We start from the raw sequence: 17,641 nt of genomic DNA, 5'->3' as shown, positions 1-17,641 counted from the left end.
CGGTCCGTGAGGACCGGCCGTTCGCCGTTGGGGTGAGTGATGGGACTTGAACCCACGACATCCAGGACCACAACCTGGCGCTCTGCCAGCTGAGCTACACCCACCATGTCCGCCGTTCGCGGCGTACGAAGAAAGTGTAGCGGTATTTTCGAGTCCTCCGCGCCCTCGATACCGCACGTCCCTCCCGAGGTCCGGAGGGTCCGGAGGTCCGCCTCCTACGATCCGGAGACGGCCTCGGCGACCTCGCGGGCGGTGGCCGAGTCGGGACCCGGCTGCGGGACGAAGACCGCGGCACGGTAGTAGCGCAGCTCCCGGATGCTCTCCGTGATGTCGGCCAGCGCGCGGTGTCCACCCTGCTTCTCGGGAGAGGCGAAGTAGACCCGGGGATACCAGCGGCGGGCGAGTTCCTTGATCGACGACACGTCGATCATCCGGTAGTGCAGGTGGCCGTCCACCAGAGGCATGTCCCGGGCGATGAAGGCGCGGTCGGTCGCGATGGAGTTGCCGCACAGCGGCGCCCGCTTGGCCTCGGGGATGTGGGACCGGATGTAGCCGAGCACGACCGCCTCGGCCTCGGCCAGCGTCACCCCCGTCGAGAGGGCCCGCAGCAGTCCCGAGGCCGTGTGCATCTCCCGCACGACGTCCGACATCTGTTCCAGTGTCTCGGCGGGCGGCTTGATGACGACGTCCACGCCCTCGTCCAGCTGGTTCAGCTCACCGTCGGTGACGATGCAGGCCACCTCGACCAGCGCGTCACGGCCCAGGTCGAGCCCGGTCATCTCACAGTCGATCCAAACCAGCGGGTCAGTCATGCCTCAAGCGTAATAGGGACGTCACTGGGCTTGGAGCGAGTTCAGCACCCGCTTGACGACCGACTGGTCCAGGTTGTCGGGCACCGAGACGTACAACATCGCCGGTTGGACCCCCTGGCCGCGGTCCACGAGGACGAACGCGCCCCGCTCCGTCTTCCAGGCGAGCTTCTGGGCGGTGGACGCCTTGGAGAAGTCCATCTCGAACTCGATGACCCAGCCCTGCTTGCCGCTCACCTTCATGGCCTCGCTGCGCAGGACCTTGCGCGTGTGCGGAAGGCCGTAGAAGGCGGGTTCGTACGCGACGAGCATCGTCTGGGAGAGCCGCTCGAAGTCCTGGGGGCCGGTGTAGGGGATGACCCGGGGCAGTTCGGCGGCGAAGACGCTGCCCACCCAGCTGCTGCCCTTGCCGTCGTAGTCCTGCTGGGACATCGCCTGGTAGCCGCTCGTCCACAGCGGGAACTGTTCGTTGGACGGGTTGTTGATCTCCTGTGACTTCGGCACCACCCACTTGCCGCCCGGGAAGGCGTAGGACAGCCCGGACACCGAGTCGTTGATCCGGCCGCCGGTCGGCTCCGGCAGCGTGGGCAGCGGCCGGGACTGCTCCGGGCTCGGCTGGGGCGGCACGGTCTGGTCCAGCCGCGGCGGGGCCGTCGTCGCCGGCTCGGGGCGGGCGGTCACCGTTCCGGCGCGGTCGCGCAGGAGGACGAACGCGCCGCCGATGAGGAGCGCCAGCACGACCACCGCCGCGATGCCCCCGACGATCCACGGCCACACCGCCGTGCTCCGCTGCTGCGTGCCGAACTGGGGCGCGGGAAGCTGGGCCGTGGGCGCGCCCTGCTGGCCGGGATGGCCCTGCTGACCCTGATAGCCCCACGGCGGCCCGTAACCCCCGGGGCCATAGCCTCCAGGGCCCCCAGGGCCGGGGCCTCCGGGACCGCCGGGGCCGTAACCTCCGGGACCGCCCGAGGGCTGGGTCCACTGCTGGGCCGGTGCGGCCTGGCTCGGCACAGCCTGACTAGGCACAGTGTGGGCCGGCGCAGTGTGGGCTGGCACAGTGTGGGCCGGCGCCGTCTGGGGCGGTGCCGTCTGATCGGGTGCGGCCGCGGCCTCCTGCCCCGGCTGTCCGGGGGCGTGGGTGGCGTCGGTCCACTGATTGCCGTCCCACCATCGCAGGAGGGGGGAGCCGTACGGGTCCGGATACCAGCCGGCAGGGGTCGTCGTCATGCGCGCCACACTAATGAAGTCAGCATTTGTAGGTAAAACTTGCCGCGTCCTGAATCGATTTCCCGGTCGTCGTGGGGGAAAGGACACGGAGCGTCGCCGATCCCTTGAACGATCCGGGGCCGGTCACCTTCCAGTGCAGGGGGAGATGTACCGACGTGTCCCCGGAGGATACCCGCTGCTCCTGCTCCTGCCGTTTGCGGTCGTCGCTGCGGATCCAGAGGTAGCGGATCGTCCCGGCCCCGCCGTTGGTCGTGACCACCCCGACGAAGTCGGCCGTGCCGTCACAGCGCACCGTCTTCTTGGCCACCTTGACGTCGACGCCGCTCACCGCGGCCTCCACGGCGGGTGTCTGCCGAAGCCACAGGATCACCGCCGCGATCAGGATCGCCAGCAGCGCCGTGCCCGCCCAGGCCGTCGTACGCCGGCGGCGCCGGGGCGGGGCGGCGGCCGGGCGCCCCTGGGCGACGGCGGAGGTCCGGCCCGACCGCCAGATCTGCGCCGCCGTGGTCTCGGACGGGGCCTCGGTCGGCACGCCGGGCCCGAACCGCATCAGCACGTCGTCGTCCATGCCGGAGGACGCGCCGGAGGACGCGCCGGAGGGTACGGCGGAAGGCAGGTCGAGCAGGGTCACCGCCTCACCCGCGGCCGGCACAGAGCCGGGAACAGAGCCGGGCAGAGAACCAGGCACAGGACCGGGCACAGGACCGGGAACGGACCCGAAGAAGTCGCGCGCGGCCCGGGCGAGCCGGTCTCGTGTCATGAACCCGGGCGGCAGCCCCTCGCGCCCGGAGAGCAGGGTGTCACGGGCGGCGGCCAGCCCGTGGGCGGTGGCGGCGCTGATCGCCCGGCGCAGGAGATCCGCCTCGGGCCCGGCCGTCTGTCCGGCGGCGAGTCGCCGGGCGAGCGTCACCCAGGCCGCGACGTCGTGTTCCGGCGGCGCGTGCTCGCCGCGGAGCGCCGCCACCAGGCCGCGCTCGGCGAGCAGCGCCGCGCCGTCCTCGGAGACGACGACGGTTCCGGCGCCGAACGCGCCGTGCGTCAGCCCGGCGGCGTGTACGGAGGCGAGCGTCTGCGCCGTCTCCAGGAGGACGGCGGCCACGCTGCCCGCGTCGAGATGCCCGCCGGCGCTCCTCAGCAGCTCGTCGAGGGACGGCATCGCGCGGCCGGTGATCAGCCACACCTCGTCGCGCGCGGCCACCAGGTCGACGACGGGCAGCAGCCCGGCCGCCCCGCCGCGCTGGAGGCGCAGGTCGTCGGCGACCGTCGCGACCAGCCGTTCCCTCGCCCGGGCCGCCGCCGCTGGTTCGAACCGCAGCACGCTGGACGGCCTGCCGCCGGGGGAGACCGCGTCCGTCCAGACGCCGGCCTCGCTGATCCGGGTGCGGCCGGTGAGCCGGTGCCCCGCGACCGTCACCGGGGCACCTCCTCCGGCGGTGAGCTGCTGCCGGTCCCGCTCACGGTCGGGGTGGGCCGCGTCGTGGGCGGCGTCGAGGTCCGGGTGGCGCTCGGCCTGGGGGAGGGCCGCGTGGTGGGCGGGTCGCCGGGGATCGACGCGGTGACCGTGGGGTCGGGCTGCGAGGTGGGCTTCGCCGAGGGCTTCGGCCGCGTCGTGGGCCGGGCCGTGGGCCGCGGCGTCGGCCGCACGGTGGGCTTGACCGTCGGTTTCACGGTCGGCCTGCGCGTCGGCCGGAGGGTCGGGTTCACGTTCGGCCGGCCGGTCGCGGTGGGCCGGACGACCGGCGTCGGTGAGGCGACCGGCTTCGGGCTGGTGGAGGCGGGGGAGGGCTCGGGGGAGGGCTCGGAGTCCTCCGGCTCCTCCGTTGGAGTGTCGCCGGTCGTCGAGGGATCGATCCCGAGGGGGCTCGGCGTCGCGATCGTCGTGCCCGCCTGCAGGGTGGTCCCGCTGACCGTCTGCACGAGCGCCACGGTTCCGGCCGCGATCACGACCATTCCGGCCAGGGTCAGGCCGATCTTCATCCGGGCCTGGCCCAGCAGGCCGCCCAGCCGGGTCTCGGCCAGCGTCGTGCCGGCCTCGGGAACGTCCTTCTTGAGGGGGAAGAACGGCACCAGCAGCCCGGCGAGCGCCGCGAGCCGCCGCCGTCCCCGCTCCTCCCAGGCCGGGCCGTACGCGCCGGCGGCGACGGTCTCCAGTTCCCGCAGGAACTCCTCGGCGGAGGCGTACCGGTCCTCGGGCCGCTTGGCCATGCCGCGCTCCACGAGCCCGCGCAGCGGCGGCGGCACCTCGTCGACTGGCGGAGGCATGGTCTGGTGCTGGCGGGCCAGCGCGGCGATGTTCTGGGCGCGGAACGGCCGGCTGCCGGTGAGGCACTCGAAGAACACGACGGTGGCCGCGTAGACGTCGCCGGCCCGGCCCGCCCTGCCGCCGGACCACTGCTCCGGCGCCATGTACGGCGGGGTGCCGGAGGCGTTCACGCCCTCGCCGGCCTGGACGGCGATGCCGAAGTCGACGAGCTTGCTGTTGCCGTCGGCCTCGACCATGACGTTCTCCGGCTTGTAGTCCCGGTGAACGACCCCGATCTCGTGCGCCGAGGCCAGGCCGAGCAGCGAGCCCTTCAGCACGGTGAGCGCGGCCTCGGGGCCGGTGGGCCCCTCCGATCGCAGCATCGCGCGCAGCGAGACGCCGTCGACCAGTTCCATGACGATGGCCGCGCCGCGGGAGGTCTCGGCGTACTCGTAGAAGCGGGCGGCGTGCGGATTGGGATCCATCGCCGCGAGCAGCCGGGCCTCGTGCCGGAACCGGGCGACGAAGTGGAGGTCCGTCATCAACTGATCGGACAGGTACTTGATCGCCACCGGGACGTCGTCGGCGTCGTGCCGGGCGAGCACCACCCGCCCGCCGCCCCCCACGCCGAGTTCCTTGATCTCGGTATAGCCGGGGACGCGCCAGGCGTCCGTCTGGCCGTACATAACGGTCTCCTCATCGCCTGGGGCCCCCGCCGCATCCGAGACCGTAGCTTAGTGACGACCCCGCCATTGCGATGAAAAGTCATGATTCAGTTAGGTTTGGTGTCAGTACCGGCGGTCGCCGACATGTGGCGGAACCGGGATGCCGGGGGTGAGGCGCGGGTCGGGCTCGGGGACGCCCCAGGACACGGCGAGCGGCAGCACGCCCGCCCAGACGGGCAGGTCGTAGTCCTCCTCGTCGTCCTTCGGCGGTCCCTGCCGCACCTTAACCGACGCCTCCTCAAGCGGCAGCGCGAGCACGGCCGTCGCGGCCATCTCCTTGCGGTCGGGCGGGCGTACGACGTCCCACTGACCGGGCGCGAGCTGCTCGGTGATCGCCCGCAGCCCGGCGAGCCGCTCCTCGGGGTCGTCCACGAGCCGGGCCGTCCCGTAGACCATGGCGCAGCGGTAGTTCACCGAGTGGTGGAACGCGGAACGGGCCAGCACGACGCCGTCGAGATGGGTCACGGTGACGCAGACCTGAGCGCCGGAGCCGGCCCGCAGCGAGGCGGCCCCGGTGGAGCCGTGCAGGTAGAGGGTGTCGCCGATCCGCCCGTAGCCGGTGGGGATCACCATGGGGGAGCCGCCGGCCAGCACGCCGAGGTGACAGACGAGACCGGCGTCCAGGATGGCGTACAGGTCCGCGCGGTCGGTGCGGGCCCGGTCCTTCGAGCGGTTCAGGGTGGTGCGAGGGGTCGTGGAGAGCATGTCCGTTACGTTATGTCCAGGGTGGACTGGTGGAACATGTCCACTTCTGGCCGCCGCGGGGAGACCACTTTTGCGGAGAACACTTTTGCGGAGAACGCTGTGCGCCTGACCATCGATGTGCCGCTGACGGTGGACCGCGCCGCTCCGGCGTCGCTCGCCGTCCAGGTCGCCGCCCAGTTGCGGGAGGCCATGCGTACGGGCGGGCTCAAGGCGGGGGAGCGGCTGCCGTCCACCCGGAGACTCGCGGTCCTGCTGGGGGTCAGCAGGACCGTCGTGACCGACGCCTACCAGCAGCTCTACGCGGAGGGGTGGCTGGAGGGGCGGCACGGATCGGGCACCTACGTCGCCGAGGACGCGCTGCCGTACGAGTACGCGGTCCCGGACCACGCCGCCACCGGCACGGCCGGGACGGGCGAGGACGCCCCGGCGGCGTCGGCCGCTCCCGGGGACGTGGTGGACCTGCGGCCGGGGCGGCCGTGGGTGTTCGGGTACGACCGGGCGGCCTGGCGGCGGGCCTGGCGATCCGCCGGCGACCTGCCGCTGAACGCCTTCCCCGACCCCTACGGCCACCCGGAGCTGCGCGAACTGCTGGCCGGGCACCTGCGCAGGGCCCGGGCGGTGCCGGTGGACGCGGGGAACGTCATGGTGACCCGGGGCACCGGCAACGGCCTCGACCTGGTCGCGGCGACGCTGCTGGGTCCGGGAACCCGGGCCGGGGTCGAGGAGCCGGGCTGGGGGGCGGCCCGGCGCGTGTTCGCCTCGCGGGGGGCGGAGGTCGTGCCCTGCCCGGTGGACGAGCAGGGCGTGATCGTCGAGGCGCTCCCCGACGACCTGCGGGTGCTCTACACCACGCCCGCGCACCAGTTCCCGGTGGGCGGCAGGCTGCCGATCCCGCGCAGGGAGCGGCTGCTCGCCTGGGCCCGCAGGACCGGCGCGGTCGTCGTGGAGGACGACTACGACGCCGAGTTCCGCTACGACGTCGCGCCGCTGCCCGCGCTCTACGGGCTCGACCCCGCGCGGGTGGTGCTGCTCGGCACGCTGTCGAAGTCGCTCGGTCCCGACGTGGGCCTCGGCTGGCTGGTCGCCCCGGCGGACCTGCTCGGCAGGGTCGCCGAGCGCCGGGCGCGCGTCGCCGACCGCACGTCGGGGCCGGTCCAGCGGGCCGTGACGACCCTGCTGGAACGTGGCGACCTCGACCGGCACCTGCGCAGGATGCGGCTGGAGTACGCCCGCCGGAGGGCCGCCATCGTCGAGGCGCTCGGGCCGCGCGTGCGCGGTGACACGGCCGGGCTCCACGTGATGGTCGCGCTGCCCGCCGCCGTCGTCCCCGGCCTCGTACGGCGGGCCGGGGAACACGGCGTGCTCCTGGACACGACCGAACGCCACCACCTCGGGCCGCCCCGGGTGCACGGCCTCGTGCTGGGGTACGGCTCCGCCTCCCTCGCCGGGGTGCGGCGCGGATGCGCGGTGATCCGGGCGCTCATACCTCCTGGAGAAGCCTGAGCCCGCCCCTGGGCAGGGCGTCCTCCAAGCCGGACGCGTCCTCTCCGATGATGCGGGCGATGTCGATCGACCCCGGGTCGCCCTCCCGGGTGCCGGGCACCTGGGAGTGGCCGAAGTGCCCGCCCCGCGCCCACAGGCGCCTGCTGCGCTCCGCCGCCAGGGAGTGGGGATAGGGCAGCGGGGGGCCGGCCGGCCAGCGGCGCGGCACCCCCCAGGAGTCGAGCCAGGCCAGGATGTCGTCCAGGCCGTCGAGCTTGGTGTCGGTGAACGGTTCCCTCGCCGAACCGATGACGTGGATCTGCACGCAGACCCGTCCGTTCCTGCCCCGGTCCGCCGCCAGCGCGCCGCCCGCCAGGGTGGGCGGGAGCAACTGGACGATCTCCCCGGTCACCGGGTTCCACACCAGGTGGGAGGGCCGGCGGAGATGGATCAGCCGCTGGGCGACGGATCTGGCCGAAACCCCGTGGGGATCGGCGGGCCAGATGAACCAGACGGTCCTCGGGGCTCCTCCGAGCATCGATCCGGAGTCCCCGGGGGAGGGAAGTCGGCTTGCGCCGGGCAGCCATGCTTGGGCCACAATGCCCCCTCAAATCCTCGGTCGCGTCGTTTTTCCCCTTTCAAACTTTCCTCGACACCTCAGGTCGCCTGATTGTTACCGCCCGGTGCTGATCTCCTCACGAGGAAGGAGAGGACACCGGATCGTCGGCGGGACTCGGGCTGGGGGTGGACCCGTCACCGGGGTCGTCACTGGGCCGGGTGGTCGGGCCGGGACCGTCGTCGCCGTTCCCCTCCTGCCCGTCCCAGGAGATCCGGCAGGACGGCCGGCCCGCGGCCGACCGGAAGGTCACCACACCGCTGCCCGGGACCGCCGGATCGGCGACGGCGAGCGTGATCCGTCCGCTCGCCCCCGCGCGCAGCCTGCCCTGCCGGGGGGAGACGGTGACGCCGCCGGACGCGGCGGCCGTCCACTCGATCACCGAGCCGCGCGCGGCCAGGGTGATCGTCGCGCCGGTGGCCCCGCCGAGGTCGCCCGGGCACAGGGCGGTCAGCGACGGCCTCGGCGCGCGGGTCGTACGGGAGGATGTCGGCCGCGACCGCCCCGGCGGTGGGAGGGTGTGGGGCGGGGCGGTCGCGGCCGGGTGGGGGGAGTCGTCCGGAGGGGCGGAGGGGTCGCCGTCCTGGTCATCGGTCTGGTCATCGGTCTGGTCGTCGGCCTGCTCGTCGGCCGGCGGGTCGCCCTCGTCCAGATCCAGCGCGGGATCCATCGCGGGGTCCAGGGCGGGGTCCGGCGCGGGGGAAGGGGCAGGGGAGGCGGTGGGGGGCACGCGCACCGCCTCCAGGCGGTCGGCGGGGGACTCCCCGGAGACCAGCGCGAGCCCGCCCGCGGTGGCGAAGACGCAGGCGGCGGCGAGCAGCACCGGGGCCACCTTGAGCGGCCGGGGCCGTCTGCGCGCTCCCCCGTGCCCACCGCTGTGCCCACCGCTGCGCCGGGCCCGCCCCTGTGCCCGTCCCCGCGCCGCGGCGGCCGGGAAGCCGCGGTGGTCGAGGGGAGCGGTGGCGTCGGCCGGGGGGTCGGCGCGCAGGATCGAGTCGATCACCTGGCGGCGGGCGGACAGCGGCGGATACGCGATGGGGATCATGTCCAGCAGCCGTTCGGCCGACACGTGCCTGCCCCGGCCCTCCCGGCAGATCTCGCAGCCGGCGACGTGCCTGCTCAGCCGCTTGCGCAGCGGGTCGCTCAGCGGCCCGTCCCGCCAGTCGGCGCCCACGCCGTTGTCCACCAGGGCCGACAGGCCGGGGCAGTGGGCCCGGGCGACCCTGGCCAGCACGAGGGCCGCCGCGCCGTTCTCCAGGTGGTCCCGGGCCCGGCCGAGCCGCGCCGACACCTGCCGGGAGGACAGCCCGAGGACCGATCCGGCCTCGGCGGGCGTCAGGCCGTGCCGTACGGCGAGGATGAGCGCCTCGCGCTCGGCGGCGCCGAGTTCCCCCAGCACCTCCTGCACGAGCGCGGCGAGCGGGGGATCGGCGGACTCGTCGAGAGCGATCACCGGTCCGGCGTGGCCGCCCGTGGTCTCGGGCGCGGCGCACTCGGACCGGGTCAGCGCGTACAGCCACGCCCGCAGCCGGACGGGCTCGGTCAGCCGATCCGCGTAGCAGGACGCGGCGACCAGCGCGTCGTGCATGGCGCGCGCCGCGGCCTCCAGGTCGCGAAGCAGGGTGTAGGCGTAGTCGCTCAGCCGGTCGGCGTACGCGTCGTACAGGGCGGCCGCCGCCTCGGCGTCGCCACGCCGCAGCGCCTCCAGCAGTCGATGGTCGTCGGCTCGCCCGACGCCGGGCCATTCGGGCAACGGATATTCCTCCCCGTGTGACGGAACCGGATGTCGCCGATCCCCACACGAGTGGGACGCCGCCCTGACGGGCGCCGTTTACGGGCCGCGCGGCCGTGCCCGAAATCATGCCCAACCGGCATGACCTGCGAAAATAGGGACTGATGCGGCCCTTGTGAATCAGGAGGTCACCGCTGCCCGCCGTCCCCGCAGTCGGGCGCGCAGAGGCGGCGCGCGATGCCCTTGAGGAAGATGTTGCGGATCTCCAGCACCGTCTGCGGGAAGAACGCGGCGCCGCCTGTGGCCTTGGCGATGGAGGTCATCTGCGTCCGGTCCTCGTCCTTCTGCGTGTTGTAGGAGATGATCAGGAGGCTGACCGGCCGCTTGGGATCGAAGGCGCCCTTCAGCTTTCGCAGGATCTCGGTGTTGGAGATGCCGCCGTTCGGGTCGTCGTTGCCGACGCCGTCGGTGAACAGCAGGATCGTGTTGACCTTGTCGGGTTCGTACTCCTTGGTCATCTTCTGGTAGGCGGCCCAGAGCGTGTCGTTCAGGCCGGTGTTCCCGGTGGGGATGGCCTGCGCGCTCTGCAGCGCCTTCGTGATCACGTCACGGCGGGTCACACCGTTGATCTGCTGGGCCAGCGGCCCGATGTGCACGACGGGCTTCCAGTCGACGCCCTTGCCCTGCAGGTTGTCGGAGAACGCCCAGATGCCGATCTCGGCCTTGTCGGGGAACAGCTTCAGGCCCTCGACGCTGATGTCGGTGATCGCGCGCATCCGGGTGATGCCGCTCTTGTCGGCGGGCAGCGCCATGGTGCCGGAGATGTCCATCAGCGCGAGCAGCTTGGTGCCGAGCTTGATCTGGTGCCAGGCCTGGGAGAGCCGGGTGACGGCCGCCGCGTCCGGCAGCGGGATCGTGGCCGGTTTCTTGGCGCTGACGCCGTTGTCCGGCTTGAGCAGGCTGCCGCCCTTGCCGTCCGGCGTGCGGAAACCGTAGTCCTGGACGGTCTTCCTGCCGCTGGGGGAGGAGACCTCGGCGGCGAAGGCCTGCGCGGCCTTGCGCGCCGCGGCGTCCCGGGCCGTGACGATCAGCGGGTAGTCCAGGCTGACCGTGCCCTCGGCCGGATAGAGCGCGACCGCCGGGTTCGAGGGGGTCGTCGTCGTGTTGTACGACCAGACGGCCTGCTCGGAGGTCACGCCGACGGGAATGCGGGCCGCGGCCTTGGTCAGCGTGGCGAACAGGCTGTCGGGCGACGGCACGGTCGACTCCGAGAGCCTGCGCAGCACGCCGACGAGCGTCTCCTCGCTCCCGCCTCCCTGGTTGAGCACGGCGGCCCCGGCCAGCAGCGCGCCGAGACCCGCGGCGTTCTGGGTGGGGTCGAGCGCGAGCACGCGCACCTTCTTCGCCAGGCCGTCGGGGTTGGCGGCGTTCGCGGCGCTCATCAGGCCGGTCCAGCTCGGGCTGAAGGCCGACTGCAGCTTGTCCGCGCCGGCCCTGGAAGCGGCCAGTACGACGGGGGTGCTGGCGGCGTTCGCCGCGGGCTTGGGCGCGCTCTTCAGGCCGGTCAGCCAGAGGCTGGAGTCGGGAATCCACAGGTCGGGGTCGAGCTTGCCGCTGGTGGGCCCGGTGCCGGCCAGCCCGTTGGCGACGTCGGCGGACTGCGCGGCCTTGACCGTCACGGCGACGCACCTGCCGTCCACGGAATTGCCCGCCTGGCCGAACCTGGAGGCGATCTTCTTGATGGCCGGCTGGATGTCGGGTGAGGCCACGACCGACAGCGACACCTTCTCGCCGGCGCAGCCCGGGCTCTTGTTCACCACCACGTACGCCGCGACGCCGAGGAGCACGGCCAGGGCGACCGCCCCGGCCAGGGGGACGAGCACCGAGCCCCGCCCGGCCCGCCGCCGCGGCGGGGGCTCGTACGGGGGCTCGTACGGGGGTTCGAAGCCGCCATCGAGCTCGTCTGTGCGGTGCCGTCCGCCCACGGTGCCCCCTTTCTCCACAATTTCTTAGGGGACGATACTGGCAGGGCGATGCATGGTGGTACGGCCGTTTCTCCGTCTGAGCATGGTTCCGTCCGGCATGGTTCGCGAACGGCGTACCCTGGGCCGGTGGTCATCCCGGTCGAGGACGCCGCCGACGCCCGTCTGGCGGATTACGTGCGGTTGCGCGACGTCGACCTGCGCAGGAGCGTGGAGAGCGAGCGCGGGCTGTTCGTCGCCGAGGGCGAGAAGGTGATCAGGCGCGCGATCGGGGCCGGCCATCCGGTGCGCTCGGTGCTCACCACGGCCAAGTGGCTCGACGCGCTCGCCGACGTCGTCGACGGGACCGCTGGGGGAACCACCGTCTACCTGGTCTCCGACGAGGTGATGGAGGGGGTGACCGGCTTCCCGGTGCACCGTGGCGCGCTCGCCGCCATGGAACGGACCGAACTGCCCTCCGTCGGCGCCCTCCTGACGGACGCGGAGCGGATCCTCGTCCTGGAGGACCTGGTCGACCACGGCAACGTGGGGGCGATCTTCCGCTGCGCGGCGGCGCTCGGCGTCGGCGCGATCGTGCTGTCGCCGCGCTGCGCCGACCCCCTCTACCGCAGGGCCGTCAAGGTGTCGATGGGCGCGGTGTTCGCCATCCCGTACGCCCGGATGACCGACTGGCACGGCGGGCTGGCGGAGGTCAGGGCGGCCGGGTTCCGCCTGCTGGCGCTCACGCCGGACCAGTCGGCCGTGCCGCTGGACGAGGCCCCGCTGTCCGGCCGGGTCGCCCTCATGCTCGGCTCCGAGGGAGACGGGCTGTCGTCCCACTGGCTGCACGAGGCCGACCAGCCCGTCTGCATCCCGATGAGCCCCCGGGCGATGGACCTCGGCGTCGACTCGCTCAACGTGGTCGCCGCCGCGGCCGTCGCCTGCCACGGCCTGCTCAGGCGCTGACTCAGGGGGCTGACTCAGGGGGCTTACTCAGGGGAGCGCGAGCCCCTGCTCGTCGATCCAGTCGAGGAGCCTGCGCGCGGTGGTGTAGCGCGCCCGTTCGCTGCGCTCGCCCAGCAGCACCCCGACGTACGTGCGATCGTCGCGGGTGACGGCGAACGACAGGCAGTATCCGGCCTGGCGGGTGTAGCCGGTCTTCAGCCCCACCGCGCCGTCCTTCAGCAGTTCGTTGGTGTTGCGCCACACGTGCGCCCGGTGGAGGCGCGACTTCGTCACCGCGCGCTTGGGGCTCCGGGCGACGGTCGCGATCACCGGGTCCCCCAGCGCGGCCACGGCCAGCGTCGCCTGGTCGCGGGCGGTCGAGTAGCCCTTGGAAGGCAGCCCGTCGGGGTTGGCGTAACGGGTGTCGCGCAGCCCGAGACGCTTCGCCGTGTCGTTCATCTGCGCCACGAACTTCGCCGTCCCGGGGCCGTACCGCTCGGCCAGGGCGTGCGCGGCGTCCGCGCCGGAGGGCAGCATGAGCGCGTAGAGCAGGTCGCGCACGGTGAGCCGCTCGCCCGCCCGCAGCCCCGCCGCCGAGGCGCCGCCGGCCAGTGCGTGCTTCACGTCGGCCTTGGTGATCGTCACCACGTCGTCCAGCCGGGCCCGGCGGCGGACGACGTACGCGGTCATGACCTTGGTGAGGCTCGCGACCGGCACCCGCCGCGTCTCCCGCTTGGCGAACTGGATCGTTCCCGTCGTGACGTCGACCAGATAGGCCTCGCTGGCCGTCACCGACGGCGCCGCGGACCGTGCTGAGGACCGTGCCGCGTGTGCTGTCCCAGAGTGCGCCGCGGACACCGGGCGGGCGTCCGCGGGCGCCGCGACGGCCCCTGCCGTGACGAGGGCGGCGGCGGTCAGCGCGATGAGTACCCCGTTACGCATCCCGACATGATCGCACGGCTTCGGGGGCGGGGGCGCCGGGCCGGTTCCTGCGGCGGCGCAGGAGCAGCGCGACCACGACGGCCGCGGCGAGCACGGCCGCGGCGGCCAGCGCCGGGGACCGGGCGGCGAGCGACAGCCAGGCCCACAGGAGCGAGTAGAGACCGAAGGAGGTCACCGGGACCCAGGTCAGGCAGCCGAGGGCGCTCGCCACCAGATACCAGCGGTAGTCCACCCGCAGCGCGCCGGCCACCCACGGCAGGGTGTGCCGGAGGCCGGGCACCCAGAAGCAGCCGTACACGGCGAGCGCGCCCCACCGGCGCACCACGCCCTCCACACGCTCGATGCGCTCCCGGCCGATCCTGCGGCCCACCCGGGAGCGGTAGAGGGCGTCGCCGAGCCTGCGGCCGATCCAGTAGTACGCCTGGAACGCGCCGAACAGGGCGACCGCGCCGACCGCGACGACCAGCCACAGGGGCAGGCCGAACACCGAGGCCGCCGTGGGGTCAGGGATTCGCACGTGCTCTCACCACCGGTCCGGGGGGAGTCATCAGGCAAGCCTCACCTTAGCGTCACCGAACGCCACGTCTGCAAGCAGATGGCAACTCACGGTCAATCCACCCTCCGTACACCTGAGAGTGACGAAAACAACGAGGCGACGGGTTCGCGAAGTTGTGCGGTGTGACGCGGCCGGGGAACGCGCCCACCACCGACAGGGGCCTTCGCGAACTCGCCTCCACACTCCGGGTCCACAGCTCCGGCGCGGGCCGGGGCTCATCCGCCGAGCGCCGCGCCGGCCTCGGCGACCCAGCGTGGCACACCCACCCGCTCGGCCACGGCCAGCGCCTTCTCGTAGTGCTCCCGGGACGGCAGGCCGAGCCGTACGGCGAGGTCCCCGAGGGTCTTGGCCACCGGCCAGAGGGCGACCACCCCCGTGCCCGCCCCGGCGATGCGGTCGTGGAAGGGCGCTAGCTTCTCGTACGCCTCCCGCATCCTGCCTTCGTCGTCGAGCAGCATCCCCGCGAGCGCGCGCCAGATGAGCGTCAGCTCGTAGAGGAAGTCGGTGCGGACCGGCTCCCGGCTCGCGGCCACCACCCGGGCGTCCCGGTCGTGGCCCGCGGCGGCGAGCGCCACGGCGTAGGCGTCGAGCGTCCACTTGGCGCCGCGCTGGTGGGCCTCGCTCAGCGGATCGACCATCTCCGCGGCCCGCCCGTCCACCAGGTGCAGGCAGAACGTGGCGATCAGCGGCAGGTCCTGGCGGCCTTCGAGCATGCCCGCGCGCGCGGTCAGCCGGGCCGCGTTGCGGTAGGCGCGCTCGGCCCCCGCGTAGTCGCCGGTGATCATCAGCCGCTGCCCGGCGTACCACGCGCCGACGGCGGCGGGGGCGGGCAGGTCGTAACGCCGTCCGAGCCGCTCGGCCTGGGCGAGGTGCTCGTCGGCCTCGGCGAAGGCGCCCCGCGCCGCCGCGCACTCCAGCAGCACGAGGTGCGCCAGCGTCTGCACGGCGATCTGACCCGACTCCGCGCCGACCCGCAGCAGTTCGCGGCCGATCGTCTCCCGCTCGTCGACCTGCGTCAGCGTGTACGACTGCCGCAGCCGGCCGCTCAGCGCCATGGCGAGCAGCGCGGGGTCGCCGCTCGACCTGGCCAGCTCCTCGGCCTCCAGCGACGCCTGGTAGCCGCGCTCGGTCGCCGACCCCTCCAGTTCGAGGGCGAGCGTGGCGAGCAGGCTGGCCCGCAGCGACTGCTCTCCTGCCGGCAGCTCGACCAGGGCCTTCTCGGTGACGTCGACGATCTCCCAGGCCGTGCGGGTGAAGTCGCGGGCGATGCCCTTGTGCGGCACCGCGAGGGCCGCCGCGACGCGGGCGGTCAGCTCCAGGTCGCCGAACGGCAGCGCGACCGCCATCGCCTCTCCCCGGTGCGCGCGGGCGGCGGTCATGTCGCCGCACAGCGCCAGCGCCCTGATCATGCGCAGCTGTAACTCCAGCCGGTTCCGTACGGGTCCCCGGCCCGCGTGCGCCCGGTCGAAGGCGGCGATGGCCTGCTGCCACAGGGTGGCCGCCTCCCGGTGGGCGAACCTCCGCTCGGCCTGCTCGGCCGCGAGGCCGGCATACCGCACCGCCTTGGCGGCCGTTTCCACCGTGCCCGCCGCGTCGTAGTGGTGGGCCAGCGCGGCGACGTCGTTCGGGCTGCGCTGCTCGATGACGGAGGCGACCGCCGCGTGCAGCCGCGACCGGCGCAGCCGGGAGGCGTCGGAGTAGAACGTGTCCCTGACCAGGTCGTGGTCGAACCTGAGCTTCCCGGGGCCGGGCTCGGTCACGAGGCCGGCGAGCAGCGCCGCCTCGACCGCGTCCACCACCGCGTCCTCGTCGCCCGAGACGTCGACGAGCACGTCCACGTCCACGTCGCGGCCGATCACCGCGGCCTGGAGCAGCACCTGCTGGGCCCGCTCGGGGAGCCGGGCGATCCGCCGCCGCAACACGTCGCGCACGCCCGAGGGCACCTCGGAGATGTCCGCCTCGGCCTCGAACAGGCGGGCCGTCTCCTTCACGAAGAACGGGTTGCCCCCGGCCCGCTCGACGATCGTGCTGACGACCTCCTCGTCCACCTCGCGCACGCAGGTCGCCCGGACCAGTTCCGCCACCGCCGCGTCGTCCAGGCCGCCGAGGCCGACCCGCACCGGGTCGAGCCGGGCGAGCGCGGCCAGCACGTCCTGCTGCTGGTCGTTCAGCTCGCCGTCGCGGCAGGTCACCACGACCAGCACCCGGCTGGCGGCGAGCAGGCTCGGCAGCGCGCGCAGCAGCGCGAGCGTCTGGTCGTCGGCCCAGTGCAGGTCCTCCAGGAGGATCAGCAGCGGAGCCTCCCTGGCGACCGCGGACAGGTAGCCGCCGACCGCCCGGTGCAGCCGGAAGCCCCCCGACGTCTCGTCGTCGCCCGTGTCCGGGGCGGCGTCGTCCAGCAGCGGCGCGAGCAGCGCGGCGTACTCGCCCGCGCCCCTGCGGGAGATGAGGGCGCGCAGCACCTCCACCCAGGCCCAGCCCGGCGGGGTCGCCGTGCTGTCGGGGCAGCCGCCGGTCGCCCCTATCCAGCCCTCCTGCTCCAGCCGCTCGAACAGCCGCCGTACGAGCGTCGACTTGCCCGCGCCGGGGTCGCCGCTGATCACGGCGACGGTGAACCGGCCCGCCTGCGCGCGGGGCACTGCGGAGGCGAGCGCGGCCAGCTCGGCGTCGCGCCCGACGAACGGCTCGGGCTCCAGCGGCGGCGCGTCCCCGGTCGCGACCGGGCGCGGCGGCCAGGTCGCGGTGATCTCGACGGGCCGGCGGGGCGCGGGCAGCACGAGGTCGAGCCCGGGATCCTGGGCGAGGATGTCCGACTCCAGCTTCCGCAGCGCGGGGCCGGGGTCGATGCCCAGCTCGTCGTCCAGGATCGTGCGGGCCCTGCGCAGGGCGGCCAGGGCGTCGCCCTGGCGCCCGCACCGGTACAGGCCGAGCGCGAGCAGCCGCCAGCCCTCCTCGCGCAGGGCGTGCTCGGTGGTCAGCGCCTCCAGGTCGGGCACGGTCTCGGCGTGCAGGCCCATCCGCAGCCCGGCGTCGGCGTGCCGTTCCCTGGCCACCAGGCGCAGCTCGCTGAGCCGCGCCACCTCCGCCTCGGCCCACGACTGGTCGGCGAAGTCCGAGTACGGCGTGCCCTGCCACAGCGCGAGCGCCGACTCCAGCCGGGCCCGGGCGGACTGCGGGTTCTCCTCCAGCCGCTCTCCGGCCGACCGGACCGTGGCCTCGAAGCGCAGCGCGTCGACCTGCTCGGGAGCGGCGCGCAGGGCGTAGCCGGACGCGACGGTCACGAGCAGCCGGTTCGGCCCGCCGCGCGGCCGGTTCGGCTCCAGCACCCGGCGCAGCCGGGAGATGTACACCTGCAGGCCCGACTGCGCGCCCTTGGCCGCGTCGTCGTCCCACAGGTCGAACAGCAGGGTGTCCACCGGCACCACCTGGCCGCGCGCGGCGAGGAGGCGGGCCAGCACCGCCCGCTGCCGCAGCCCGCCGAGGTCGAGCTCGGCGGCGCCGTCGTGCGCCCCCACCGGCCCGAGGACCCGGAACGTCACCGGGCTCGTCGGGGGAGTCATGGGGCGCTCCTCTGCTGTTGTCGTGTGCCAGGGCGGACGGGGTGGCAGGCGTCTGTCAGGCGTCACCGTATGCGCGCCCCGAAGCGGGCACAAGGCTTTCCCCAAGCCGTGCGCCCTCACCTTCTCGCCCTGCGATATT

The 17,641-nt window shown here is 73.7% G+C and carries 13 protein-coding genes, 1 tRNA gene and 1 pseudogene; 2 read left to right on the top strand and 13 right to left on the bottom strand.

Annotation, left to right across the window (positions count from 1 at the left end; genetic code table 11):
• Positions 1–28 precede the first annotated feature (28 nt).
• From HHX37_RS15425 to HHX37_RS15395, 7 genes and pseudogenes are all read right to left on the bottom strand, one after another.
• A tRNA-His gene (locus HHX37_RS15425) sits at positions 29–104 on the bottom strand.
• Between the two features lie 111 nt (positions 105–215).
• Positions 216–812, bottom strand: coding sequence for an oligoribonuclease (gene orn, locus HHX37_RS15420; RefSeq protein WP_111698004.1), 597 nt, complete (start codon positions 810–812; stop codon positions 216–218).
• Positions 813–833: 21 nt separating this feature from the next.
• Positions 834–1,820, bottom strand: a complete 987-nt coding sequence (locus tag HHX37_RS15415; RefSeq protein WP_182886002.1) for a hypothetical protein — start codon at positions 1,818–1,820, stop codon at positions 834–836.
• Positions 1,821–1,937: 117 nt separating this feature from the next.
• Positions 1,938–2,036 (bottom strand): annotated as a pseudogene (locus HHX37_RS38210) (DUF2510 domain-containing protein); the annotation flags it as partial.
• Positions 2,037–2,055: 19 nt separating this feature from the next.
• On the bottom strand, positions 2,056–3,450 hold the full coding sequence (locus HHX37_RS15405) for a hypothetical protein (protein ID WP_182885835.1): 1,395 nt from the start codon (positions 3,448–3,450) through the stop codon (positions 2,056–2,058).
• On the bottom strand, positions 3,447–4,964 hold the full coding sequence (locus tag HHX37_RS15400; RefSeq protein WP_182881472.1) for a serine/threonine-protein kinase: 1,518 nt from the start codon (positions 4,962–4,964) through the stop codon (positions 3,447–3,449). Before HHX37_RS15400 ends, HHX37_RS15405 begins: the two co-directional genes overlap by 4 nt.
• A 102-nt stretch (positions 4,965–5,066) precedes the next feature.
• Positions 5,067–5,708, bottom strand: a complete 642-nt coding sequence (locus tag HHX37_RS15395) for a pyridoxamine 5'-phosphate oxidase family protein (protein WP_138462119.1) — start codon at positions 5,706–5,708, stop codon at positions 5,067–5,069.
• A 99-nt stretch (positions 5,709–5,807) separates the two neighbouring features.
• On the opposite strand from HHX37_RS15395, the gene HHX37_RS15390 reads away from it, so the two are divergent.
• A complete protein-coding gene (locus HHX37_RS15390; RefSeq protein ID WP_310740384.1) occupies positions 5,808–7,211 on the top strand; it encodes a PLP-dependent aminotransferase family protein in 1,404 nt (467 codons plus the stop codon).
• Here HHX37_RS15390 and HHX37_RS15385 read toward each other — a convergent pair.
• The 3 genes from HHX37_RS15385 to HHX37_RS15375 form a co-directional block, all read right to left on the bottom strand.
• Positions 7,189–7,728 carry a hypothetical protein gene (locus HHX37_RS15385; protein WP_182885833.1) on the bottom strand — a complete coding sequence of 180 codons (540 nt, stop codon included), beginning with the start codon at positions 7,726–7,728 and terminating at the stop codon, positions 7,189–7,191. The two genes, HHX37_RS15390 and HHX37_RS15385, sit on opposite strands and share 23 nt — an antisense overlap.
• 157 nt (positions 7,729–7,885) lie before the next feature.
• Positions 7,886–9,559: a sigma factor-like helix-turn-helix DNA-binding protein gene (locus HHX37_RS15380; protein WP_182885832.1), complete on the bottom strand. Its 1,674-nt coding sequence runs from the start codon at positions 9,557–9,559 to the stop codon at positions 7,886–7,888.
• Positions 9,560–9,726: 167 nt separating this feature from the next.
• Positions 9,727–11,523, bottom strand: a complete 1,797-nt coding sequence (locus HHX37_RS15375) for a substrate-binding domain-containing protein (protein WP_182885831.1) — start codon at positions 11,521–11,523, stop codon at positions 9,727–9,729.
• A 126-nt stretch (positions 11,524–11,649) separates the two neighbouring features.
• Between HHX37_RS15375 and HHX37_RS15370 the strand changes: the two genes are divergently transcribed.
• Positions 11,650–12,465 (top strand): TrmH family RNA methyltransferase, encoded by an 816-nt coding sequence (locus HHX37_RS15370; protein ID WP_182881476.1) that lies wholly within the window; start codon positions 11,650–11,652, stop codon positions 12,463–12,465.
• Positions 12,466–12,492: 27 nt separating this feature from the next.
• Here the strand turns inward: HHX37_RS15370 and HHX37_RS15365 are convergent, their stop codons facing one another.
• The 3 genes from HHX37_RS15365 to HHX37_RS15355 form a co-directional block, all read right to left on the bottom strand.
• Complete coding sequence (locus HHX37_RS15365; RefSeq protein ID WP_182885829.1) at positions 12,493–13,386, bottom strand: D-alanyl-D-alanine carboxypeptidase family protein; 894 nt, start codon at positions 13,384–13,386, stop codon at positions 12,493–12,495.
• Entirely contained in the window at positions 13,379–13,903 is a 525-nt protein-coding gene (locus tag HHX37_RS15360; protein WP_138462113.1) for a DedA family protein, read from the bottom strand. Before HHX37_RS15360 ends, HHX37_RS15365 begins: the two co-directional genes overlap by 8 nt.
• A 254-nt stretch (positions 13,904–14,157) precedes the next feature.
• A complete protein-coding gene (locus HHX37_RS15355; protein ID WP_182885828.1) occupies positions 14,158–17,502 on the bottom strand; it encodes a BTAD domain-containing putative transcriptional regulator in 3,345 nt (1,114 codons plus the stop codon).
• Positions 17,503–17,641: the final 139 nt, after the last annotated feature.

The sequence above is a fragment of the Microbispora sp. H10885 genome (genome assembly GCF_014161415.1).
In the GTDB taxonomy this organism is placed as follows: Bacteria; Actinomycetota; Actinomycetes; order Streptosporangiales; family Streptosporangiaceae; genus Microbispora; species Microbispora triticiradicis.
This window is presented reverse-complemented; position numbering and strand designations above follow the sequence as displayed.

Excerpts from the sequence above, each read along its gene's own strand:
- orn (WP_111698004.1), bottom strand. The coding sequence starts at position 812 with ATGACTGACCCGCTGGTTTGGATCGACTGTGAGATGACCGGGCTCGAC.
- HHX37_RS15400 (WP_182881472.1), bottom strand. The coding sequence starts at position 4,964 with ATGTACGGCCAGACGGACGCCTGGCGCGTCCCCGGCTATACCGAGATC.
- HHX37_RS15395 (WP_138462119.1), bottom strand. The coding sequence starts at position 5,708 with ATGCTCTCCACGACCCCTCGCACCACCCTGAACCGCTCGAAGGACCGG.
- HHX37_RS15385 (WP_182885833.1), bottom strand. The coding sequence starts at position 7,728 with ATGCTCGGAGGAGCCCCGAGGACCGTCTGGTTCATCTGGCCCGCCGAT.
- HHX37_RS15365 (WP_182885829.1), bottom strand. The coding sequence starts at position 13,386 with ATGCGTAACGGGGTACTCATCGCGCTGACCGCCGCCGCCCTCGTCACG.
- HHX37_RS15355 (WP_182885828.1), bottom strand. The coding sequence starts at position 17,502 with ATGACTCCCCCGACGAGCCCGGTGACGTTCCGGGTCCTCGGGCCGGTG.